Origin of the sequence: Archangium sp., assembly GCF_036277355.1 — a bacterium.
In the GTDB taxonomy this organism is placed as follows: Bacteria; Myxococcota; Myxococcia; order Myxococcales; family Myxococcaceae; genus Archangium.
On sequence record NZ_DASUNC010000073.1, the window covers coordinates 33009 to 56177 of the forward strand.

Here is a 23169-nt window from a genome sequence, read left to right on the forward strand (position 1 = left end):
CGCGGGCGGGGGGCTGCCCTTGTGCTAGGGAGGTGGCTCGAGGTTGGACGCGATGGTCACGAAGTCCGTGTCGCCCACCTGCCACAGCTCCACGGGGGCGCGCGCCTCGCCATTGGCATCGAAGTTCAGCGGGCCGCTGGCGCCCTCGATGTTGACGCTCCGGCCCGCGGCCAGCTCCGCCGCGAGGTAGGTGAAGTTGGAGTTGGTGAGCTGGGTGTTGGTGCTGCTCGCGCCGCTGGAGACGCGCATCAGCGCCTCGGCGATCTTCGCTCCCGTCACCGCGTTGCTGGTGCTCAGGGAGTAGGACGCGCCCAGGGCCAGCAGGTACATGGCGTCATAGGCGTTGGAGGTATAGGCGTACGCGGCCGGATCCTTCTTGTACTTGTCGGTGAAGCGCGCGCTGAAGGTGTTGAAGGCCTGGCCCGTGCCCTGGGCCGGGGCCGTACCGTAGAAGCCCCGGGCCTGCGCTGCCGCCAGCGCGTCCGCCAGCACGGCCTTGTCCTTCACGCTGTCGGAGAAGAACCAGCGGTGGCCGTTCTCCCGCTTGAGGTTGGTCCGGTTGGCGGCCTCCTTGAGGATGGCCTTCACGTCATCCGCGAAGCCGATCAGCACGGTGACGTCCGGGTCGTACGTCATGTCGAGCGAGTCCAGCACGGCCTTCACGTCGCCGCCGCGCTGGTAGAGGAAGGGCCGGTTGGCCACCCGTGTCGGGCCGGTGCTCAGCTGCTCGGAGATGATGTTGGAGAGGCCCTGGCCATAGGTATCCTCGACATAGAGGATGCCCACCTTGGCCGGAGCGCCGAAGCGGCTGTCCGAGCGCAGCAGGTTCGCGATGACACTGCCCTGGATGGCATCCGAGGGCGAGGTGCGCCACAGCAGGCCCACCGGGCCGCCGTTGGTGTCCGGCTTCGCGGTGAGCTCCGGCGAGGAGGCGCTGTAGCTCATGGTGAGCACGCCCGCGGGGATCGCCACATCCGCCGCCGCGATCGTCTGGCTGCTGCCAGCCGTCAGCACCGCCGCCACCTTCTTTTCCTTCACCAGCCACCGGGCCTGCTCCTCGGCGACGTCCTTGCTGCTCCCGGTGTCGCAGAAGTACAGGGCGATCTTCTTTCCGTTCAGCGTCCGCTGGTTGACCTCCTCCAGCGCGAGCAGTGCGGCGTTGAAGCCCTGGACGTCGGACTCGTCCTCGCTGGCTCCTGGCTCCGGGCTGGTGTGGATGGGGAAGAGGCCGCCCATCCGGATGGCATCGGCGTCGGTGGAACCGTAGGGCTCGACCTGGCAGCCGGCGGGCAGGGGCATGCAGACCCGTTCCGTGCACACCTGCGCCTCCAGGCAGTCCGCGCTCGTCTCACACTCGAGCCCGGGCGCCACGATGAAGCTGCACCCGGTGGCCAGCACCGACATCACTCCCGTCAAGAACAGCGCGCGCATCAGAAGTTCACCTCCACACCGGCCCCGGTCCCCCGGGGCGCAGATGTCAGCCGGACCTTGCCGGGTTTCGTCACGGGCTCCTTGGGGTAGAGCAGGACGGCGGCCACCGCGCCCACCAGGCCCACCCCGAAGCCGATGTCCGCCACCAGCGCGTTGCTCCGGGTGGCGCTCTTCGCCGCCAGCTTCTGGTCCAGCTCCGTGGCGGAGTTGAACGCGGTGCGCGAGTTGTTGGCCTGAACCCCGAAGAAGGCCCCCACCCCCGCGCTCGCCAGCGCCACGCCGCCCAGGGCGATGGACGTCACCTGCATGCGCTTGCGCGAGGCCTGTGCCTCCTCGTACGCCACCTTCAGCCGCTGCTGGTTGGCCTCGTCGGTGAGCCGGGCCTCGGCCCGCTCGGCCTCCGCCCGCTTCCTGGCCTCCTCGGCCTCCGCGCGCAGCCGTTTGCGCTCGGCCTCCGCCGCCGCCGTCGCCTTCTCCTCCTTCTCCTTCTGCAGCCGCAGCCGGTCGATGGACAGGCGCGAGCGCTTGCGCAGCTGTGCGTCCTCTCCGTCCGTCAGGTACCTCTCGTAGTAGGAGATGGCCTCCGTCTCCTTGCCGGCCTGATCGTACGCGCGGGCGATGTTGTAGAGGATGCGCGTGTCCGGCAGGGACTCGCTCGCCTTCTCCAGCAGCGCCGCGGCCTCCAGGTACTTCTTCTGGTCGTAGAGCCGCTCGGCCTGCTTGATGAGCTCCTTGGGGTTGCGCGAGCCACCCCGCTGGGCATGGGCGGGGGCGGGCGCGAACAGGAAGGCCGCCAATAAAACCAAGACCAATCGCATGGTTGCGGAGCCTACTCCTGAACTCCCCGCCGGGCGAAGAGGGTCCGGAAGAACGGGGGGGCCGGAAAAACGGCGGGGCCGCCCCACCTGGTGGCGGGACGGCCCCGGAAGACGGCGGGCCCTCCACGGGCCGGTGGCTCAGCTGCCCAGGCGCGAGATGAGCAGCTTGCGCTGCAGCGTGAGCGCCTCGGGGGCCTTGAGGCCCAGGGACTCGAAGAAGGGCTCCTGGCTCTTGAGCTCGGTCTTCCACTCGTCCTCCTTGATGGAGGTGACCTCGCTGACGGCCTCCGGGGACAGGTCCAGGCCCTTGAGGTTGAGGCCCTGGTCGGAGCGCGGCACCCAGCCCAGCAGCGTCTCCTCGGTGGGGACGCGGCCGTGGACGCGGTTCACGATCCACTCGAGCACGCGCATGTTCTCGCCGAAGCCCGGCCAGATGAACTTGCCGTTCTTGTCCTGGCGGAACCAGTTGACCTGGAAGATCTTCGGCGGGTGGGTGATCTTCTTCTGCATGTCCAGCCAGTGCTGGAGGTAGTCACCCATGTGGTAGCCGCAGAAGGGCAGCATGGCCATGGGGTCGCGCCGCACCACGCCCACCTTGCCGGTGGCGGCGGCGGTGGTCTCGCTGCCCATGGTGGCGCCGAGGAACACGCCGTGGGTCCAGTTGAAGGCCTGGAGCACCAGCGGGACGGTGTTGGAGCGGCGGCCGCCGAAGATGAGGGCGGAGATGGGCACGCCCATGGGATCGTTGGCCTTGGGGCTGAGGACCGGGTTGTTGGAGGCGGGCGCGGTGAAGCGGCTGTTGGGGTGCGCGGCCTTCTCGGTGCTGCCCTTCTTCCAGGGGCGGCCCTGCCAGTCGGTGAGCTCCTCGGGGACCTCGCCGTCCATGCCCTCCCACCACACGTCACCATCGGCCGTCATGGCCACGTTGGTGAAGATGGTGTCCCTGGCCACGGAGGCCATGGCGTTGGGGTTGCTCTTGTAGTTGGTGCCGGGGGCCACGCCGAAGTAGCCGGCCTCGGGGTTGATGGCCCACAGGCGCCCGTCCGGACCCACGCGCATCCAGGCGATGTCGTCGCCCACGGTCTCGATCTTCCAGCCCTCGTACTCCTTGGGCGGGATCATCATGGCGAAGTTCGTCTTGCCGCACGCGGACGGGAAGGCCGCCGCCACGTAGGTGGTCTCACCCTTGGGGCTGGTGACGCCCAGAATCAGCATGTGCTCGGCCAGCCAGCCCTCGTGCTCGCCGAGGTAGCTGCCGATGCGCAGCGCGAGGCATTTCTTGCCCAGCAGCACGTTGCCGCCATATCCGCTGCCGAAGCTCCAGATGGTGTTGTCCTGGGGGAAGTGGCAGATGTAGCGGCGGTCCGGGTTGAGATCTCCCGTGCTGTGCAGACCGCGGTTGAAGTCGTTGGAGTCGCCGAGCATGTCCAGCGCGGCCTTCCCCATGCGGGTCATGATCCGCATGTTGAGCGCGACATAGACGCTGTCGGTGAGCTCCACGCCAATCTTGGCGTAGGGGCTGCCCAGCGGGCCCATGACGTAGGGCACCACGTACAGGGTGCGGCCCTTCATGCAGCCGGTGAACAGGTGGGTGAGCTTGGTGTAGGCCGCCTCGGGCTCCATCCAGTTGTTGGTGGGGCCGGCGTCCTCCTTGTTGGTGGTGCAGATGAACGTGAGGTGCTCCACGCGCGCCACGTCGTTGGGGTTGGAGCGGTGCAGGTAGCAGCCCGGCCGCTTCTGCTGGTTGAGCGGGATGAGGATGCCCTCCTTCACCGCCATGTCGGTGAAGCGCTTCTTCTCCTCCTCGGAACCGTCACACCAGACGATGCTGTCCGGCTGGGTCATCTGCGCCATCTTGGCTACCCAGGCCAGCAGCTCCGCGTTCTTCGTGGGAGCAGTGCCCTGGAGCGCCGCGTTGTGGGTCGAAGCCATTCGCTTGTCTCCTCAGTTGGTGGGCGAACCTTCCCGGGAGGCCCCTGTAAAAGCAACAACCGCCCCGGGTGAAGACCGTCCCGGCGCTGCCACGTTCCTTCAATTTCACTTATTGAACCCCCACTATTCAGTAGAAGACGTTCGAGAAGTACAGGCTCTCGGCTAGCGGACGTTCGGAGCGGAAGGGGTCTCACCTCCGGGCACACGAGTCCGCACGTTGGGGGCGTCCATGACCATCGTCATCGTGCTGGGCATCGTGCTGGTTGCCCTGGTGCTCTTCTCCATTGATGTCGTACCCATCGAGGTCAGCTCGCTGGTCATCGTGTGTCTGCTGGCGGTCACCCGGGTGCTGACGCCCGAGCAGGCCTTCGAGGGATTCAGCAACGACACGGTCATCTTCATCTTCACGCTGCTGGCGATGACGGAGGGGCTGGCCAGTACGGGCGTGGTGCACCTGGTCGGGCAGCGGCTCGCTTTCTTCGCGCGCTTCGGGCACCAGACGTTCGTGCTGGCGATGATGGTGGTGGTGGCGGTGTTCTCCTCCATCGTGTCCAACACGGTGACGACGGCGGCCTTCCTGCCGGTGGCCATTGGCGCGGCGCAGCGCGCCAAGGTGCCCAAGAGCAAGGTGCTGCTGCCGCTGGCGTACGCCTCCATGCTGGGGGGCATGGTGTTCCTGTACGGCACGTCCACCAACCTGGTGGCGTCCGCGGCCTTCCCGCGCTTCGGGCTGGAGCCCATCGGGGTGGCGGAGCTGTCGCCGGTGGGGTTTCCGGTGGCGGTGCTGGGCATCCTCGTGGTGGTGCTGCTGGGGCCGGTGTTGCTGCCGGCGCGGGTGGGCAAGGGCACGGTGGCCGACTGGTCCCTGCGCGACTACCTCACCGAGGCGGAGCTGCCGCCGGACTCGCGCTACGCGGGCAAGGCGCTGGCGGAGATCACCGAGGGCCTGGGGCTGCGCGTCATCGGGCTGGTGCGCGAGGGGCAGTCGCAGCCGGCGGTCCCCACGTACCGGCTGGTGGGGGACGAGCGGCTCATCATCGAGGGCAACCGCGAGGACATCCTGCGGGTGAAGGACTTGAGGGGCATCGAGATCCGCCCGGACATGCGGTTGTCGGACACGGACTTGAGGCCCCAGGACACGCTGCTGGTGGAGGCGACGGTGCCCACGGGCAGCCCGCTCATCGGCCGCAGCCTGAAGGAGACGCTCTTCCTGGAGCGCTACGGCCTGGTGGCGCTGGCGCTGCACCGCAAGCCCGCCATCCAACGGCTGACGAAGCTGCAGATGCTGGGGCGGCTCTTCGGAGGGCAGTCGCTGTCCTCGCTGCCGTTGTCGGCCGGTGACGTGCTGCTGCTGCGCGGCCCGCGGGAGAAGGTCCAGGAGCTGTCGGACGGCGTCAACCTGCTCATCCTGGGGGACGTGGCGTACCAGCCGCCGCGCTACGGCAAGTCACTGCTGGCGGTGGTGCTCTTCCTGGGGGCGCTCGCGGCGGGCACCTTCAAGGTGATGCCGCTGTCGGTGGCGGGGCTGGCGGGGATGCTGGCGATGATCGCCACCGGGTGCGTGGACGCGCGGCGGGCCTTCCGCGTGGACTGGCGCGTGGTGCTGCTCATCGGCTCCATGCTGGCGCTCGGCGTGGCCATGGAGGAGAGCGGGGCGGGCAGGTTCCTCGGCACCCACGCGGCGCGGCTCGGCGAGTACGGAGGTCCGCGCCTGGTGCTGCTCCTGATGATGGCGCTCACCATCATCCTGTCCGCGCCCATGAGCAACCAGGCCGCCGCGCTGGTGATTCTGCCGGTGGCGGTGGGCGCGGCCACGAAGCTGGGCGTGGACCCGCGGCCCTTCGCCATTGGCGTGACGCTGGCGGCCAGCTGCTCCTTCATCACGCCGCTCGAGCCGAGCTGCGTGCTGGTGTACGGCCCGGGCCACTACCGCTTCACCGACTTCTTCCGGCTGGGCACGCCCCTGACGGCGCTGCTGCTCGCCTTCCTGGTGGCGGTGGTGCCCCTGGTGTGGCCCTTCCACAAGGCCGGGTCCGAGCCGGCTCGCGCCCGGGAGCCGGTGAGCGAGCGCATGGCGCCACGGTGAGAGGGGTGGTGGGTCTTGGAGATGCGTCCCAGGTCGTAGCGCACAGGTCCCGTCACCTGGGCGCACCCGCTCCACATTGGGGGCAGGCCGAGGCGTCTGCTAAAAGACACTTCGTTCTCGCCGTGCCCCGTGCTGGCGGGTGCATTTCTTGATGGGAGAGGGTCATGACGCGCCTGGTCGCGTGGAGCGTGTTGCTGCTCGGTCTGTCGGTGGGATGTGGCGCGGGTTGTGACCCGGGGACGCCACCGATGCGCGAGATGCCGGATGCGGACCGCTCGGCGGTGGAGGCCAGCAAGACCCTGGCGATCAGCGCCAACGGCAAGGACATCGTCGAGCTCACGGTGACGGTGCGCAAGGAGGACGGGACGGCGCTGGAAGGCCGCACCGTGAAGGTGGCGGTCTCCGGTGAGGGCAACACGGTGCTGCAGCCCGAGGGCACCACGGACGCACAGGGCGTGGCCGTGGCCCGGGTGTCCTCCACCGTCGCCGGCCTCAAGACGGTGACGGCCTCGGTGGAGGCCGAGGGCGGCCCGGTGACGCTGACGTCCCGGCCCTCGCTCGAGTTCGTCGTGCCGCCGGCCTCCCGGCTGGCCTTCACCCAGGGGCCCTCGGGCGGTACGGCCGGCGCGGTGCTCGGCGTTGTCGAGGTCTCCATCCAGAACGCGGATGGCGAGACGATGACGGGCGCCACGAACACCGTGACGCTGGCGCTCGGCTCCGGCCCGGCGGTCGCGGCCCTGGAGGGCACCGTGTCGGTGGCGGCGGTGAATGGCGTGGCGCGCTTCTCCGAGCTGGTGCTGAAGAAGGCCGCGCCGAACTACACCCTGGTGGCGAGCGGCGCGGGACTGACGGGCACGACGAGCTCCTCCTTCGCCGTGGCGCCCGCCGCGCCCGCCTCGCTGGAACTGGCCCAGGTGGCGGCCTCCGTGACGGCGGGTGCCGCGCTCAGCCCCGAGGTGTCCGTGCTGGACGTCTTCGGCAACAGGGTGACGGGCTACACCGGCACCGTGCGTTTCTCCTCCACGGATGGCTCGGCCACGCTGCCGGCGGACTACGTCTTCACCGCGGCCGACGCGGGCCACCACGTCTTCACCGGTGCGCTCGTGCTGAAGCAGGCGGGCGCGCGGCGGTTGACGGTGCGGGACACGGGTAACGCGGCCCTCGCCTCCACCCGCGAGGTGGGCGTGGTGCCCGGCGCCGCCGCGAAGCTCGTCTTCACCGGGCAGCCCACGGACCGCTTCGTCCGCCAGACGTTCGGCGTGCAGGTGGCGCTGACGGACTCCTTCGGCAACCGGGTGGCCGCTCGCGCTCCATCGGTGACGCTCGGCCTCAACAAGACCACCGGGACGCTGGTGGGCCGCGCCCCCGTGACCCCGGTGGACGGTGTGGCCTCCTTCTCCGGCCTCTCCATCGCCGAGGATGACTCGGGCTACGTGCTGACGGCCTCGGGTTCCGGGCTGACTCCCGTTTCCAGCAATGCCTTCACCATCACCGACAACCTGGCGCCCTCCGCGCCGGAGCTCACCTTCACGGTCAACGGCCTCGACTCCATCACCGTCGGTTGGAAGGCCGTCGGCGATGACGGTCTGCTCGGCCAGGCGAGCAGCCACGAGCTCGTCTACTCCACGGACCCGGGTTTCGCCTCGGCCTCTTCGGTGGTCCTGGGCTCGCCCAAGCCGGCCGCCGCGCTGGAGTCGGCGACGCTCTCGGGCCTCCTTCCCGGCACCCCCTACTACGTGGCCCTGAAGGTGATGGACAACGCCGGCAACTCCGTGCGCGTCACGGGCTCGGCCTCCACTCCGGACCCCGAGGCCTCCCGGCTCGTCTTCCTCGAGCAGCCTCGCAACGGGACGGCCGGCGTGCCGCAGTTGGCTCCCGCCGTCCAGGTGGCCATCCAGGACGCGGCCGGGCGCATCGTGAGCGGCTCGAGCCTCGCCGTGACGCTCACCGTGAAGGGCGTCTCGGGCTTCGGTCCCTTCACCGTCAACGCCAGCGGAGGCGTGGCCACGTTCGACGGCACCCGGGCCGTGCGGATCGACAAGGCGGGGGAGAACTACTCCCTGGAGGCCACCGCGAGCACCGCCTCGGGCACCCCGCTCATCCCCGCCACCAGCAACTTCTTCAACATCTCCCATGCCTCGGCCGCGCGCCTGGTGCTGTCCGGCTCGAGCCCCGTCGTCTCCGGCTCCGAGCACAGCGCCACGGTGAAGGTGCTGGACTCCTTCGACAATGTCGCGGAGGGCTATTCCGGCACGGTGACGCTCGCCTCGGGTGACGCCGGCGCCTCGCTGCCAGCGGGCCACGCCTTCACCGCCACCGACAAGGGGCAGTACACCTTCCCTGGCGTCATCCTGCGCACCCCGGGCAAGCAGACGCTCACCGCGTCCTCCAGCGACGGGCTGCCGGGCAACACGCTGGAGGTGGAGGTGACTCCGCCTCCTCCGGACACGCTGGTGCTCACGGGGCCGCCGGGCCCGGTGAAGGCGGGCGACTCGTTCATGCTGAAGGTCGAGGTGTTCGACGGCTTCGGCAGGCCCAAGACCGGTTACACCGGCACGGTGCGTTTCACCTCCTCGGACAGCAGGGCCGAGCTGCCGCCGGAGTACACCTTCACGCCCGCCGACCTGGGCACGAAGGAGTTCCCCGTCAAGCTGTTCACGGCGCGCGCGCTCGCTCACTCCGTGACGGTCGAGGACAAGGCCACCCCGTCGCTCACCGCCACGGCCAGTGTCCAGGTGACGTGGGCCGAGCTGGCGCGCTTCCTGATGGACGCTCCGGCCTCCGCGAAGGCGGGCGACCCGGTCACCGTGAAGGTCACCGCGCTCGATGCCTACGACAACACCGTGGAGGACTACCTCGGGACGGTGGGCTTCTCCTCGGCTCCGACGGGCGCCGAGCTGCCGGCGGACTACACCTTCGCCCCGGCGGACAAGGGCAGCGCCTTCTTCTCCTTCACGCCGAAGAAGGCCGTCTCCACCACGTTCACCGTGACGGACGCGGCCCTGGGCAAGAGCGGCTCCGACACGGTGGACGTCACCCCCGCCTCCGCGATGCAGCTCGTCATGGCAGTGACGCCCTCGGGGCCTGTTGTCGCGGGCACCGCGCTCACCGTCGACGTGACGGCGATGGACGGCTTCGGAAACGTGGCCACCGGCTACACGGGCACGGTCCACTTCGCATCGAGCGACGCGAAGGCGGCCCTCCCCGGCGATACCGCGTTCGTCCCCGGGGATTCCGGCCACAGGTCCTTCTCCGTGACGCTGAAGACGGCCCGGGTGGATGCCCAGACGCTCACCGTGAAGGACGTGGCCAGCGCCTCCCTGGCGGCGGAGACCTCCATCCGGGTCGACGCCGGCCCGGCCGAGAAGCTCGCCTTCCGCGACCCGCCTGGCAGCTCCACCCGGGTACGTGAGTCCCTGGGCACCGTGAGCGTGGTCGTCACGGACGGGTTCGGCAACGTCGTCGACGTCTCGGAGCCGGAGATCTCCCTGCGCCTGACCGGCGGCAATCCCGCGGCCGTGCTCGGTGGCATGGTGCCGGCCAGCCCCTCGGGAGGCATCGTCACCTTCGGCTCCCTCTCCGTGGACCAGCAGGGCTCGGGCTTCCAGCTCGAGGCCTCGGGTGGCTCGTATGCTCCCGTCTCCAGTGCGGCCTTCTCCATCGTGGACGACGTCGCGCCGAGCGCTCCGGTGCTCGCCGAGGTGAGCAAGACGAGCGTCCGGGTGGAGCTGCAGTGGAACCTCGTGGGCGATGACGCCATGGCCGGCTCCGCCTCCAGCTACGAGCTGCGTTACGCGACGAGCACCATCGACGACTCGACGTTCGGCTCCGCCTCCACCACGGGGGTGGTGGTGAGCCCGCTGGGCTCGGGCTCCGGGATGTCGGGCGTCATCACCGGGTTGAGCCCCAACACCTCGTACCAGTTCGCGCTGAGGGTGAAGGACGACGTGGGCAACGCGAGCGTGCTCTCCGTGCTGAGCGTGACGACCCGCGTGGACCCGTGCGCCGGGTACACCTGCACGGCGGCCTCGCCCACCTGTGCTCCGGATGGGGTCTCACGCATCACCTACTCGTCGACCTGCGTGGACGTGGACAACACCCCCACGTGCCAGGACTCGCAGACGACCACCGCCTGCCCGGGCACCGACGCCGTCTGCTTCAAGAGCGCCTGTGACACGGCGGCGAAGCCGGGCGCCAGCGCGCTCCGCGTCTCCGAGGTGATGCACTCCGCCTCGGTCGGCACTACGGAGTACGTCGAGCTGACCAACACCACCTCCTCCCTGCTCAACCTCAACGGGCTCGCGGTCACCTTCAAGAACGGTGGCGGCACCACCCTGGGCTCCTTCACGGTGGGCTCCGGGAGCGTGCCGGCCGTCATCGACCGCAAGGGCACCTTCGTCCTGGCGCAGAACCAGGACACGGCCACCAATGGTGGCGTCTCCGCGGACTTCGCCTATGGCTCCGGCATCGACCTGGACAAGGAGGGACGGATCCAGCTCGTCAGCGGCGCCACCTCGGTGGAGGACTTCACGTACACCCTGAGCTTCCCGCAGACGACGGGCCGCGCGATGAATCTCTCGTCGCTCGTGGTGGGCACCCCGGCCAGCGCGCAACCCTGGTACTGGTGTGACTCCGAGCTGACGGCGCTGCTCTCGGGCGGCGACTACGGTACGCCCAACGCCGCCAACTCCTCGTGCGGCATCGCGCCCGCGGCTCCCGTGGACTATTGCGCCATCCAGTACCCGAAGACGTTCCCGTCCGGGGATGGTGTCTACCCGGCCACCGTGACTCCCGGTTCCTCGTGGACGATCTTCAGCCAGTTCCAAGAGCCCGGCGTCACCGACCGGAACACGAAGGGCAACGATGGCTACCCGCATGTCTCCGCCGAGCTGGGCTACGGCACGGATGCCAGCAACCCGGCGGGCTGGACGTGGACGGCGGCGAGCCCCAATGCCGGCTACTCCAGCACGTCCAGCAACAACGATGAGGTGCAGGGGACCCTGAGCATTCCCACGGCGGGCACGTACAAGTACGGCTTCCGCTACCGGCTCCTGGATCCGGCCACGGGCACCTATTCGCCCTATACGTACTGCGACCAGAGCGGGGCCGTGACGCCTCCGGCTGGCACCTACGGCACCGTGACGGTCGCCACGCCGCCGCCTCCCGTCTTGACCAATCACGTGGTCATCAGCGAGCTGGCTCATACGGGGCCGAATGGGAACGGTGACGAGTTCATCGAGCTCCACAACCCGACCAACGCGGACGTGTCCCTGTCCAACTGGACGCTCCAGTACAAGGCGGCGACCAGTGGTTCGTACGCGACGAGCTACACCTTCTCGATCGGCGCGAAGCTCTCCGCCCGCGGCTATTACCTGCTGGAGTTGTCCGGCGGCACCTACTCCGGTTCCACCCTCTCCAATGGGTTCTATACCCAGGCGATGGCCCAGGCTGGCGGCCATGTGCGCCTCGTCCAGGCGGATGGCGTGACGGTTGTGGACACGGTGGGTTACGGCTCGGCGAACGCCCCCGAGGGCAGCGCCATCACGGGCACCCTGGCCACCAGTGGCAGCTACGAGCGCAAGGCGGTCTCCACCTCGACCGCGGCGACCATGGCCGTGGGGGGCAGCGACGCCACTCGTGGCAACGGGTACGACAGCGACAACAACGCGAATGACTTCGTGTTGCGCACGACGCGTCAGCCGCAGAACTCCGCGAGCGCCACGGAGATCCAGTAGCCCGCCGTCCCACGGACGCTTCTCAAGGCCGTCCCAAGTACACCGGGGCGGCCTCTTGCTTCAGTGGATGGCGGCGCGCAGGCCGATGCGCTCGAGCACCTCGGCCTCCAGGACGAGCAGCTCGTCCAGCCGCGTGCGCACCGTGGCCTCGTCGCCCGCCGCCGCGGTGACGGCCAGCCGGAAGAAGAGGGACTGGTGCCCATCCTCGGACTGCGCCAGCTCACCGTAGAAGCGGCGCAGCATGGGGTCCTCGAGTCCCTCGGCCAGCAGGGAGAGACGCTCGCACGAGCGGGCCTCGATGACGGCGGCCACCAGCAGCCGGTCCACCCGGCGCCCGTCCGCGGAGGTGCGGACGAACTTCTGCAGCCCCTGGGCGTACGGGTCACCGGCGTCGCGCCCCAGCGTCAGACCCCGGGCCGCCATCAGGTCCAGCACGCGGGCCAGGTGGGCGCTCTCCTCGCGCGCCAGCCGTGCCATCTGCGCCGGCAGGCCGGGCAGGTCCGGGTACACCTGCAGCAGCGAGAGGGCGTTGGCCGCCGCCTTCTTCTCGCAGTGGGCATGGTCCACGAGCACCTCGTCGAAGCGCTCGAGTGCCAGCGGCAGCCAGCGGGGATCCGAGGCGACTCGGAGGATGACGGGGCCCTCTCCGGACAGGGGACGGCGCTCAGGGGTGGGACGGGACATGGTGCACTCCGGCGAGGGCGCGGAGTGTAACCGCCCCGCTCGCGGACGCTACTGCTGCCGTCATGGGGCGCCGGGTTTGTGAGCCTGGCTTCCCGCCTTCCGGGCGAGCCATGGTGTGGAGGATGATTCCCGGGGAGGTCACCTCGATATGCGCTTTCGCTGGTTGATGGTCGTGCTCGCCATGGGCGCGATGTCCGCTGAGGCTTCGCCCAGGGTGCTGGCTCCTGCGGTTCTCACCCAGCAATTGGTCCTGGCGCAGGCCGCTGGGGTTCCCGCGCAGCTCTCCCAGCTCGTGCTCCAGATGCCGGACACGCTTCGGGTCCGGGTCCTGGCGGCACTCGCACGAGGGGACATCGCAGGTGCCATCGCCCTGTGGGAACTGGAGATGGGACGCCAGGCACCCCTGTGGCTGCGAGCGCTCCAAAACGCATTCAGCACGGGCAATCAACGGGCGGGCCCCTGCATCGAGGTGGCGAAGGCCATCTTCGAAGGCTTCAAACGCCTCGGTGCGGAGCCCTCCTTCGTCCGGTTCACTGCTCAGGGCTCCCGGTTCCTGGGATTCGAAATGCGCGCGGGCAAACCGGGCAGCACCATTCAAGTCAGTGAGCGATGGATGCATGTCGTCGTGCGGGTGAAGGATCGGCTCTACGATGCGTTCACCGGCCCGGCCGGGCTTCCAGTGGATGAATACATGAAGCGGTTGGTGACGGAGCCTGGAGCGAGCATCACGTCACAGACCGTGAGCAGCCTGTGACGCCACGAAGCGATCCACGAGTCCGATGATCTCCGTGAGCGTGCGCTCCAGGTCGCCTCCGCACGCTTCGAGCAGGTGCTTCCCCCACCACATCGACGAGGCCCGCCATTCCGGGTGCTGCGCGTACAGCCAGGCCTCGAAGCGTTCATGCTGGCCCGGCTGTTGCGTGTCCCGCAGGGCCGCCTCATAACCGTGAATGAACAGCAACAGGTGTTCGAGCGAGAAGTGGGGGGCGAACATCCGGGGGCGTTCGCAGATGCTCCGGATGCGCGCGAAGAGGTCGTCCTGCTTCATCACACCCCTCGGGACCGGCACTACTCCGCCAGCACCAGGCGCTGGGTGCGGCCGGCCAGGTAGCCCACCTTGCGAGCGATCCGCGCCAGCGACTCGTCCTTCTCCTCCACCCGGAGGGTGAGCCTCGGCAACGACGACAGCAGGAAGCGGGAGATCTGCCCCAGGCACAGCGTGGCGTGGCCCTTCCCCCGCTGCGAGGGCACCGTGTACAGGTTCTCCAGCTCCGCCCCGAACTGCGAGCGGCTGCCGATGTCCACCTTGAACACCATCTCCCCGTTCTCTTCCAGCACGTAGGTGCGCCGGGCCCTCACGCGCTGCGCCACCCGCGCCTCGAAGTGGGGATCCTCCGCCAGCGCGTCCCGGCCGTAGATCTCCTGCACCGCCCCGAGCGCCAACGGCAGCAGGCGCGGCACATCCTCCTCGCGCGCCAGCCGCAGCAGCGGGTTGGTGAACGGCCCCATGTCATCCGCCGACACCGCGAAGAGCCGGTAGTTCTTCGACAGCCGCGGCTTGCCCGGACACAGGCTGCGCACCAGCGCGTCCACCGCCGGCTTCTCGCCCACCGAGGCCTTCAGCCTCACGCGCTCGGCCAGCGCGTCCGCGATCACTCCCGTGGACGCGCTGTCGCTCGCCGAGGGCACCACCAGTCCGCCCCCGCCTCCCACGAAGAGCGCCGCCGTGAGCGTCTTCCCATCGAAGCGTCCCCAGTACGAGAAGCTGCTGCGCCCGTCCGCCGGTGCGATGCCGAACTCCTGCAGCAACCCCAACAGGTAGAGGTTCTGCGCCGGATCCTTGGCGAGCAGCGCCCGCAGCGCATCGGCGTCCGAAGGGGCGAGTTGTTGGACCGTGATGGGCATGGGGGAGACGGACCGTCCTACTACACCATACGTCCCGCCAGGGTTTTCAAGGGGCTCCGCGCTTTCCGGGCCGGAAGTGGAACGGATGTGTCAGCGTCAGCGGCGCTTTCCCAGGTGGAGCGGAAAATTGTGCGTCGGCGAAAGCATCGACCAGGCAGGCGAGCACGAAGGGGTCCAGCACGGTGCTCTCCACCACCTCGCTGTCCTGGAAGTGGCCGCGCTCCCCCCGCGCCTCCAGGGTGAAGCGCAGCCTCACTGTTTGTGGACCCGGGTGGCGCACCGAGGCGTCCTCGAGGCACGAGCGCACCAGCGGCTGCACGGACCGGAGCGCCACGCGGACCTCCTCCTCGCTCCACGTGCCCGGCGGGAGCTCGAGCCTCGGCTCCTCTTCCGGGGGGGGCGTGGGGGGCGGTGGGGCCACGGGAGGCGTCCGCTCCACGGGCACCTCGGGAGCGGGGGCAGGGGAGGGCGGCCCGGGCGGAGGCGAGGCGGGGACGTCCACGGCCACGGCCCTGGTGGGCGCGGACGTGTCCCGCGTGAGCCAGAGCGCCAGCACGCTCAGGGCCACGAAGGGGATGACCACCCAGAGGAAGACGGCTCTGCCCCGCATGTGCACCTTCAACCCCCGAGCCCCAGTGCCTCCTTCAACAGCGCCTCCCGGGCCACGACGGGGGAGCGGGGGAGCAGCTCGGGCCGGAAGCGCCGCACCAGCTCCCGCAGCGTCACCGGCGTGCCGTCCCCCAGCCCGCTCCACGCCGCGAGCAGCCCGAGCACCCGCTCCACGGAGATGCCCCGCTCGCGCAGCTCGGCCACCGCGAAGGCGCCCTCCCGCTTGGCCAGCCGCTTGCCGTCCTCGCCGAGCACCAGGGGCACGTGCCAGAAGCGCGGAGGCGTCAGGCCCAGTGCCTCGTGGATTTGAAGCTGCCTCGGGGTGGACGTCAGCAGGTCATCCCCCCGGAGCACGCCGGTGATGTGGCTGGCCGCGTCGTCCACCACCACGGCGAGCTGGTAGCTGGCCACCCCGTCGTTGCGGCGCACCACGAAGTCGCCCACCAGCGTGGCCACGTCCTGGCAGGTGCGGCCATGCAGCCCGTCCTCGAAGCACCACTCGCCGGGGGCCGCCCGGAAGCGCAGGGCCGGCACACGCGTCCGGGCCCGCTCGGCCACGGCCTCGGGGGTCAGGGCGGCGCACGTGCCCGGGTAGCGCGGCCCCTCGTCGCTCAGGCCATGGGGGGCGCTCGCGGCGCGGGCGATCTCCGCGCGCGTGCAGAAGCACGGGTAGACGCGGCCCGCGCGCTCCAGCTTCTCCAGGGCCTCCCGGTACACGTCATCGCGCTGGCTCTGCACCAGGGGCGTCTCGTCCCAATCCAGGCCCAGCCACTCCAGGTCCCGGTACAGGTCGTCGAGGAACTGCGGCTTGCAGCGCGCGCGGTCGAGGTCCTCGATGCGCAGCAGGAACTGGCCACCGGCCGCGCGGGCCTGGAGCCAGCCGAGCAGCGCGCTGCGGGCATTGCCGAGGTGGATGCGGCCGGTGGGGCTGGGGGCGAAGCGTCCGCGGAAGCTCATGGAAGTCCCTGGCAGACTAACGCGCCCGGGGAGGGCTGGCTGCTTCCTCCTTGGCCCCCGCACCGGACATGCGCAGCTTTCCGTGGCCATGGACGCCACGGAAGGTTAACTGGGGACCGGGATGCGCTTCCTCCATTGTTCCGATGTCCACATCACCGCCGACTACTTCTCCCTGCCCTTCTTGAGGCTCGGCTGGAGGCGGTGGGCCGCCCTGGCCGAGCTGTCCGTGGGGGGGCGCAAGAAGGCCTACGCGCGGGCTCCCGAGACGCTCGCCGCCATCGCCAGCGACGCGGAGCAACAGGGGGTGGACCACTTCATCCTCTCCGGGGACGTCACCGCGTATGCGCTGGAGCCCGAGTTCCAGCTGGCGCGCGAGTCGCTCGGCACGCTGGCCGAGGATCCGGGCCGCTGCACCGTCATCCCCGGCAACCACGACGTCTTCACCCCGGGCAGTCACCGCAAGGGCCGCTTCGCGCGGTACTTCGGCCACCTGCTGGAGAGTGACCTGCCCGAGTACCGCCGCGAGGGAGCCTTCCCCTTCGTGCGGCTGGTGGGCCAGGAGGCCGCGGTGGTGGGCCTGCTGTCGGCGCGGGTGCCCTCCCTGCCGGGCATCGCCCATGGCCACATCGGCCCGGCGCAACTGGAGGGGCTCGCGGCGCTGGTGAAGGATCCGCGGCTCGACGGCCGCGCCGTGCTGGTGGCGGTGCACCACGCTCCGCTCACCCACCATGGCCGGGCGGACAGCTACTTCCACGGGCTGCGGGACGCGGAGGCGCTCTTCCGGCTGATTCCGGGCCCCCGCTTCGCGGTGCTCCACGGCCACATCCACAAGCGCTACCACCACCCGTCCACCGCCGAGCGCCCGCACATCTTCAGCGCGGGCTCCTCCACACAGGCGGGCCGAGAGGGCTACTGGGTCATCGAGGTGAAGGACGGCCAGGTGGTGGGGGGACAGAAGCACGTGCCCGGTGGGGCGCTGAACTGAGCGCCCACGGGGCCGTCTACTTCGCCGGAGTGCCCTGGCTCTTCTCCACGGCGTGGCGGGGAAGCCGCACGGTGAAGGTGGTGCCCTCGGCCTCGGTGGAGCGCACCTCCACGGTGCCGCCATGCGCGGTGATGATCTGCTGGACGATGAAGAGGCCCAGGCCCAGCCCCGAGGAGCCGGTGTGCTCCACGGCTCGCTGGAAGGGCTCGAACACGGACGAGAGCCCCTCCACCGGAATGGGCGGGCCCTCGTTGTGCACCTCCAGGCGCACGGTGTCCCCCTCGTCCCGGAGCACGAAGTCCACCAGGGAGCCCTCGGGGCTGTACTCGAGCGCGTTCTTGCCCAGGTTGCCGAACGCCTGCGCGAGCCGGTCCGGGTCCCACGCCCCCTGGAAGCGGCCCACCGCGGTCAGCTTCAGCTTGCGCTCGGGGTGGCCGGCCTCCAGCTCCTCCACCACGTTCTGGCAGATGTGACGGAGGTTGGCGGGCCGGGGGTGGATGGGGATGCCTCCGCCCAGCCTCCCCCGCGTGAAGTCGAGCAGATCCGAGATCATCCGCCCCATCCGCTCCGCGCTGGTGGTGATGCGGCGCACGGCCTTCAGTTGATGTTTCTCCACCCCCTCGGAGTGCAGCAGCGTGCTGGCGGACAGGCGGATGGCGTTGAGCGGGTTGCGCAGATCATGGGAGACGATGCCCAGGAACAGCTCGCGGAACTCCGCCGTGCGGCGCAGCTCCTCCTCGGCCCGCTTGCGGTCGGTGATCTCCACCACCACGCCGCCCAGGCCCAGCGGGGGGCCCTTCACGTCCTGCACCCGGTAGTAGCTCACCAGCCAGTGGCGCTGGACGCCCGGGTGGGCGGGCGTCTCTCCCGTCACCTCCAGGTCCACCACGGGCTGTCCCGTCTCCAGCACGCGGTGGAAGAGCGCCTCCAGGGTGGAGGCGAGCCCGGGCAGGACCTCGCGCACGGTGCGTCCGAGGTGGTCCGCCACGGAGCGCCCATTCATCTCCGCCAGGCGCTCGTTGATGCGCACATAGCGCAGCTCCGTGTCCAGGAAGGCGAGCCCCACCGGCGCCGTGTCCATGATGAGGTTGAGCCGGGTCAGGTGGAGATGGGCCTCGGCCCGCGCACGCTGCTCGGCATCGTAGAGGCGGCTGCGCTCCAGGGCCTGGGCGCACTGTCCCGCCAGCACGCGCATGAAGGCCACCTCCTCCGCGGAGAAGGTGCGCCGCTCGCGGAACGTCAGGCCCATGGCCCCGAGCACCTGGCCATCGGCCAACAGCGGCAGGGTGGCGAAGGCGCCATGGCCCTCCTCGCGCGCGAGCACCTCCCACTGCGGGTAGTCCGCCAGGAAGTGCTCCACCGTTTCGTAGAGGACGGGCGCACGCGTGGACACCACCTGGCGGAACATCACCGGTGCGTCCGCCGGGAATCGCGTCCAGTCCCGCACCACCTCGTCGCGGTGGCCCTGGGCCTCCAGCATCTCGAACCACTGGCCGTCCTCCGAGAGCAGGCCGATGGAGCCACCCATGGCCCCCAGCGCCCGCACCGCCTTGTCCACCACCACGCGCGCCACGTCCGTCGTGGTGAGTGCCTGGGACAGGGCGGCCGTCACCGCCTGGAGGCGCACGGCGCGCTCCTCCTGCGCCCGCACGCGCGCCAGCGCCTCCCGCTCGCGCGCCACCAGCTGCGCCTGGACGATGAGGCTGGCGGCCCGGCCCACCATCACCCGGAAGAGCAGCTTGTCCTCGTTGGAGAACTCGTGGGTGGTGCGGCTGCCCATGTGCGCCACGCCGATGACCCGCTCTCCATCCAGCAGGGGCACGCCGTAGAGGGCCTGGATGCCGCGGGTCGAGGCCGAGCGCAGCTCCTTCGGGCGCCGCTCGGCGGCGATGGTTCCGGCGAAGCCCTCGCCCACCTTCAGGCTGAAGCCCGTGGACTCCTCCTCGCCCAGCCCCACCGAGGCGCCCACCCGCAGCGTGTCCCCGTCGCGCAGCAGCAGCGCGAGCGCGTCCACCGACTCGGTGCTCTCCAGGATGACCCGCAGCAGCCGGGGCAGGAACGTGTCCAGGTCCTCCGTGCCCAGCGCCGCCTCGGAGAGACGATCCAACGCCACCAGCGTCCGCTCGCGGGCCCGCGCATAACGCGCCACGGCGGTGACGACGGCCGTGTCGCACGTCTGGTTGAAGTACAACATCTCCCGCACCACCACCCCGGCGTTCCGCTCGCCCACGTGCTCGCTGTAGAGCTTCAGGATGCACGCGCGCAGCAGGGCGTACTCGCTCGCTACCTGCTCCAGGTCCAACCCGGCATCCAGCCGCTCGAGCGCATGCATCTCGGGGAACTCCTCGAGGGTGCGGTGCTCGCCCGTGTGGACCGTTTCCACCACGTTGGCGATGCGGTCGAGCAGGTCCGGCAGGTGGTCCAGGAGCTGCGGCCGGGAGAGGCCCTGGATGCCCGGCAGCAGACCGGCTTGTCCCGCCCACGACTCGAGCACCCGGGCGCGGTGTCTCCGGATGAAGTCACACAGCCGGAGGGGGGCCTCGGGGCTGGTGGATGTGTCGCTCCCCGCCATGGCGTCAAGATAGGGACGTCCACCCGGGCGGGAGTGGTACCGGCGATCAGGCCTGGAGGCGCGGGGCCGAGTAGCGGCGCACGAAGTGGATCCACCGGCGCTCGTCCACCTCCACCTGCCACTCGCTGTTGGGCGTCAGCGGCAGACGCTGCTTGAGGAAGGCCTCCAGGTGGTCCGCCGCCTTCACGGGCGTGAGGCCCGGCGCGCGGAAGGCCACGCGCAGGAAGACCTCGAGCGAGGGCGCGACCTCCAGCACCGTGTAGATGCGCAGCGAGCCCACGCGCCGCTGGTAGCGCACGTCCTGCGGGACGGTGGCGGCTGCCTGCTCGGCGGGTGGAAGCGTCATCCAGTTGGACGGCTCGAGGGCGAACTCGAGCAACTCGGTGCTCGCCTCTTCCAGCGTTGCGTGCTCGTGGATGGAAAGCATGCCCACCTCCCTGTTGGCCGTCCGCCGCAAGAATGTGCCCACGTGCCAAGGGCGTGCAAGGGGGCGCGACCCCCTTCGCGGTGCGTCATTCCGAGACGTCATCCATGTGTCAGAGGTGTGTGCTACTCAGCCCCCGCGTGCCACTTCCGCCACGAAGCGCCAGGAGATGTGCGTGGCCTCGCCGGCCAGGATGTCACTGAGCTCGGCGCGCACGGACGTGCTGCGGTTGGCCGTGCGGAAGACGCGGTCCAGCAGCCAGGGCCGCTCGAAGGCCCACATCAACCGGCGGTTGAGGTGGAAGGCGGTGCGGAAGCGCGTCTCCCAGCGCCGCGCGTAGCCGCTCAGTCCCCGCGCGGAGAAGTCTCCCGCCGCGGCGGCCTCGGCCACCGCCTCGGCGGCGAAGGCGCCCGACTCCAGGGCGAACTCGATGCCCTCGCCGGTGAGCGGGTTGACGAAGCCTGCCGCGTCTCCCAGCAGCAGTGCCCGGTCGAACCCGGTGTGCCGGGAGAAGGAGCCGTAGGGCAGGTGGTGGCCCTTCACCTTGCCCACGCGCCGGGCGCCGGCCAGCTCCGCGGCCACGCGGGGGAGCGCGCAGAACTTCTCCAGCAGCGCGGGCAGCTTCACCTCGGAGGCGTCGAGCTGGTCCGCCCGCATGCCCAGGCCCACGTTGGCCCGGCCGTCCGGCAGCGGGAAGATCCACCCGTAGGCGGGCAGCAGCTCCTTCTCCCAGAAGAAGGCGAAGCTGCGCGGGTGGGAGAGGCGGACGTTCTCGTAGTAGGCGCGGACCGCGAAGGCGCCCTCGTCGCGGGGGAAGTCGGGAGCCCCGAGCGCGCGCCGCACCACGGACGGGGAGCCATCGCACCCGAGCACCAGGTCCGCGCGCAGCGGCTCGCCGTCCCGGCAGCGCAGGAGGACGCCGCGCTCGTCCCGTTCGATTCCGTCCACGAGCACGCCCTCGCGCAGCTCGGCGCCGGCCTGGACGGCGCGCCGGACGAGCCGCTCATCGAGCACCTGGCGGGCGATGACGCTGGCCTTGCCGCCGAAGAGGCGCGAGGGGATGGTCTCCTCGAGGACGACGCCGCCGGGGGAGAGGGCATAGACGGAGTCCACGGGGGCGGCGTCGGTGCTGGTGGGCAGCTCGCCGAGGCCCAGGCGCTCGAGCATCCAGAGGGTGCGGGGCGTGCACCCATCTCCGCAGATCTTGTCGCGGGGGAAGCGGTTGCGCTCGAGCAGCGTCACCCGGGCACCCTGCTGGGCGAGGAACGTGGCCGCGGAGGAGCCGGCCGGCCCCGCGCCGACGATGGCGACGTGGAGGGATGTCATCGCGCGCGTTGTAGCGCCTGGGTCCCGGCCCCGCCAGCTTGTTCCTCTGATAGCGCTTCCCGATTGCGTTGAGCCTGCGTTTGTGGCTTGAAGTGACTGATTGTCTCAGTCGTGCTCATTTGGGTTGAGCCTGTATCCGCAATGATGGAACCAACCCGCCGCATCCTCCGGGGTTATTGATTTCATTGCTTCTGCGACCGCGTGTTCGAGTTCCTCGCGAGTACATGCACCGGCATGCTTGAGCAGGTTCTTGAACTTGCTCCAACATAGCTCTATCGGATTGAGTTCCGGAGAATACGGGGGCAAGAAGAGAACAAAGGCACCTGCCGCCCTGACGCGTCGTAGGACGGACGCCGACTTGTGTGCGCCCAAGTTGTCCAGCACGACGACGTCCCCTTCCTTCAATTCGGGCACCAGGCAGTGCTCCAAGAAGGCGTCGAAGACCTCCGTCGTGGTGGCACCTTCGATGGTCATCAGAGCTCTCAGCCCTCGGCAGTCCAGGGCGCCCAACAGCGTGAGGGCACAGCCTCGATTGCGTGGGACGCTGGCAGGTGCTCGCTCTCCCTGCGGCGCACGAGCATACTCCCGGGTCATACCGATGTGACTGCCCGACTCGTCGAGGAAGATGAGCCGGTGAGGGTCGATGAGGTGCACCAGCAGCAGGAAGAGCGCGCGTAGGAGTTGGACCCTCCGTGCCTTCTGTTCGGTGGCGGTCAGGGACTTTTTTTTCGCGTCAGCGCCAACCGCTGAAGCGTGCGCCCCATGGAAGAGCGACTCACGGCGATCCCTGTGCGCGTCCTGTACTCCGCCGCAATCTCCGCGACCGTCAGGTCAGCATGCTCCTGCACGATCTGGGACACCACTGTCAGGCCCTTGTCCACAACCCGAGGGGGACGACCACCGCCGTGCGGCACTGGACCTGCGGAGCCTGTCCGGTGCTGAAGGCGGCGCCAGCGCTTGACGGTGGCTACCGCAAGACCGAACTGCTCAGCCACTTCTTCGATCGTGCACCCGCGGTCGCAGGCCGCAAGCACACGCTCGCGCAAGTCAGTGGAATAGGGCCGGGGCATGTCCACCTCCAGCCACTTCAGAAATCAGGCGCGCAGGCTCAACGCAATCGGGATGATTCCCAAAGCCCCCGCAGTGTTGAAATATGAAATGGGCTCAACGCAATCGGGAAGCGCTATGAGTGGGCGAGTTGCCGCGCTACCCTCTCGCCTTGCGCTTGAGGCTCCGCACCAGCGCATCCCAACGCGGACCGGCCGTGGTGTGATCGATATTGTAGAAGGCGAGATAATCGCGAACCAACGCCTTCCTGCCGCATGCGAGAGAAAGGAAGGCGAGCATCACCGCTGTCGGTCCCACGAGGGGGAACCACCCAGGAAAGAGGCGGCAGATCGTCATCTGCTGCCTCAGTTGCTCAACCTCATCGAGTTTGGCGTTGAGGACCCGGCGGAAGATCTGCTGGTCTTCATCCAGAACCTGGGGCGTGAGGATGTCGAGCAGTACGAGTCCGTCACCCCAGCGCGTCGCGAACGCGACGAAGTCCGCCAGTGCCTCCTCTGTGTTACCGAGCACGCTGGATGAGGGAAAAGCGGGCCAGAATGAGCGAGCTGGGTGATGGGCAGGCTCCCCGTGAGCAGGGGTATCCCATCACCGAGACTGGAAAGGTGAGGCACGTTGGCTGATGGGATGGCCACGAGCC

General features: G+C 69.6%; 18 protein-coding genes. 4 read left to right on the forward strand and 14 right to left on the reverse strand.

All coding sequences use genetic code 11. The features are described 5' to 3' along the window. Window positions 1–24: 24 nt before the first annotated feature. From VFZ09_RS19230 to VFZ09_RS19240, 3 genes are all read right to left on the reverse strand, one after another. On the reverse strand, window positions 25–1431 hold the full coding sequence (locus tag VFZ09_RS19230; RefSeq protein ID WP_329729061.1) for an ABC transporter substrate-binding protein: 1407 nt from the start codon (window positions 1429–1431) through the stop codon (window positions 25–27). Then, a complete protein-coding gene (locus VFZ09_RS19235; RefSeq protein ID WP_329729062.1) occupies window positions 1431–2249 on the reverse strand; it encodes a hypothetical protein in 819 nt (272 codons plus the stop codon). The genes VFZ09_RS19230 and VFZ09_RS19235 overlap by 1 nt, the downstream gene beginning before the upstream one ends. Before the next feature lie 138 nt (window positions 2250–2387). Then, window positions 2388–4181, reverse strand: coding sequence for a phosphoenolpyruvate carboxykinase (GTP) (locus VFZ09_RS19240; RefSeq protein ID WP_329729063.1), 1794 nt, complete (start codon window positions 4179–4181; stop codon window positions 2388–2390). 229 nt (window positions 4182–4410) lie between these two features. Between VFZ09_RS19240 and VFZ09_RS19245 the strand changes: the two genes are divergently transcribed. Both VFZ09_RS19245 and VFZ09_RS19250 read left to right on the forward strand, forming a co-directional pair. Beyond that, window positions 4411–6267 carry an SLC13 family permease gene (locus VFZ09_RS19245; RefSeq protein ID WP_329729064.1) on the forward strand — a complete coding sequence of 619 codons (1857 nt, stop codon included), beginning with the start codon at window positions 4411–4413 and terminating at the stop codon, window positions 6265–6267. Window positions 6268–6431: 164 nt separating this feature from the next. After that, window positions 6432–12002, forward strand: a complete 5571-nt coding sequence (locus VFZ09_RS19250) for a lamin tail domain-containing protein (protein WP_329729065.1) — start codon at window positions 6432–6434, stop codon at window positions 12000–12002. A gap of 60 nt (window positions 12003–12062) precedes the next feature. Here the strand turns inward: VFZ09_RS19250 and VFZ09_RS19255 are convergent, their stop codons facing one another. Then, on the reverse strand, window positions 12063–12686 hold the full coding sequence (locus tag VFZ09_RS19255; protein ID WP_329729066.1) for a tRNA-(ms[2]io[6]A)-hydroxylase: 624 nt from the start codon (window positions 12684–12686) through the stop codon (window positions 12063–12065). Between the two features lie 148 nt (window positions 12687–12834). On the opposite strand from VFZ09_RS19255, the gene VFZ09_RS19260 reads away from it, so the two are divergent. After that, the gene (locus tag VFZ09_RS19260) at window positions 12835–13440 is read left to right on the forward strand and encodes a hypothetical protein (RefSeq protein ID WP_329729067.1); all 606 of its coding nucleotides are present in this window, start codon (window positions 12835–12837) and stop codon (window positions 13438–13440) included. Here VFZ09_RS19260 and VFZ09_RS19265 read toward each other — a convergent pair. From VFZ09_RS19265 to gluQRS, 4 genes are read right to left on the reverse strand one after another with little or no spacing between them, the layout of a single operon-like run. Next, on the reverse strand, window positions 13417–13734 hold the full coding sequence (locus VFZ09_RS19265; RefSeq protein WP_329729068.1) for a hypothetical protein: 318 nt from the start codon (window positions 13732–13734) through the stop codon (window positions 13417–13419). The genes VFZ09_RS19260 and VFZ09_RS19265 overlap by 24 nt on opposite strands. A 20-nt stretch (window positions 13735–13754) precedes the next feature. Further along, the gene (locus tag VFZ09_RS19270; RefSeq protein ID WP_329729069.1) at window positions 13755–14591 is read right to left on the reverse strand and encodes a DUF4081 domain-containing protein; all 837 of its coding nucleotides are present in this window, start codon (window positions 14589–14591) and stop codon (window positions 13755–13757) included. A gap of 46 nt (window positions 14592–14637) precedes the next feature. Beyond that, window positions 14638–15201, reverse strand: coding sequence for an AgmX/PglI C-terminal domain-containing protein (locus VFZ09_RS19275; RefSeq protein ID WP_329729070.1), 564 nt, complete (start codon window positions 15199–15201; stop codon window positions 14638–14640). 8 nt (window positions 15202–15209) lie between these two features. After that, window positions 15210–16157: a tRNA glutamyl-Q(34) synthetase GluQRS gene (gene gluQRS, locus VFZ09_RS19280; RefSeq protein ID WP_329729071.1), complete on the reverse strand. Its 948-nt coding sequence runs from the start codon at window positions 16155–16157 to the stop codon at window positions 15210–15212. 121 nt (window positions 16158–16278) lie between these two features. Here gluQRS and VFZ09_RS19285 point away from each other — a divergent pair, with 121 nt between their 5' ends. Further along, window positions 16279–17142, forward strand: a complete 864-nt coding sequence (locus VFZ09_RS19285) for a metallophosphoesterase (protein WP_329729072.1) — start codon at window positions 16279–16281, stop codon at window positions 17140–17142. Window positions 17143–17158: 16 nt separating this feature from the next. Here the strand turns inward: VFZ09_RS19285 and VFZ09_RS19290 are convergent, their stop codons facing one another. The 6 genes from VFZ09_RS19290 to VFZ09_RS19310 form a co-directional block, all read right to left on the reverse strand. Further along, complete coding sequence (locus VFZ09_RS19290) at window positions 17159–19714, reverse strand: GAF domain-containing protein (RefSeq protein WP_329729073.1); 2556 nt, start codon at window positions 19712–19714, stop codon at window positions 17159–17161. A gap of 46 nt (window positions 19715–19760) precedes the next feature. After that, the gene (locus VFZ09_RS19295) at window positions 19761–20141 is read right to left on the reverse strand and encodes a hypothetical protein (RefSeq protein ID WP_329729074.1); all 381 of its coding nucleotides are present in this window, start codon (window positions 20139–20141) and stop codon (window positions 19761–19763) included. 126 nt (window positions 20142–20267) lie between these two features. Further along, window positions 20268–21464, reverse strand: coding sequence for an NAD(P)/FAD-dependent oxidoreductase (locus VFZ09_RS19300; RefSeq protein ID WP_329729075.1), 1197 nt, complete (start codon window positions 21462–21464; stop codon window positions 20268–20270). A gap of 105 nt (window positions 21465–21569) precedes the next feature. Then, window positions 21570–22181 (reverse strand): IS630 family transposase, encoded by a 612-nt coding sequence (locus tag VFZ09_RS19305; RefSeq protein WP_329729078.1) that lies wholly within the window; start codon window positions 22179–22181, stop codon window positions 21570–21572. Further along, window positions 22178–22534 carry a helix-turn-helix domain-containing protein gene (locus VFZ09_RS51655; RefSeq protein ID WP_414640718.1) on the reverse strand — a complete coding sequence of 119 codons (357 nt, stop codon included), beginning with the start codon at window positions 22532–22534 and terminating at the stop codon, window positions 22178–22180. The genes VFZ09_RS19305 and VFZ09_RS51655 overlap by 4 nt, the downstream gene beginning before the upstream one ends. Before the next feature lie 136 nt (window positions 22535–22670). Continuing rightward, complete coding sequence (locus VFZ09_RS19310; protein WP_329729076.1) at window positions 22671–23042, reverse strand: hypothetical protein; 372 nt, start codon at window positions 23040–23042, stop codon at window positions 22671–22673. Window positions 23043–23169: the final 127 nt, after the last annotated feature.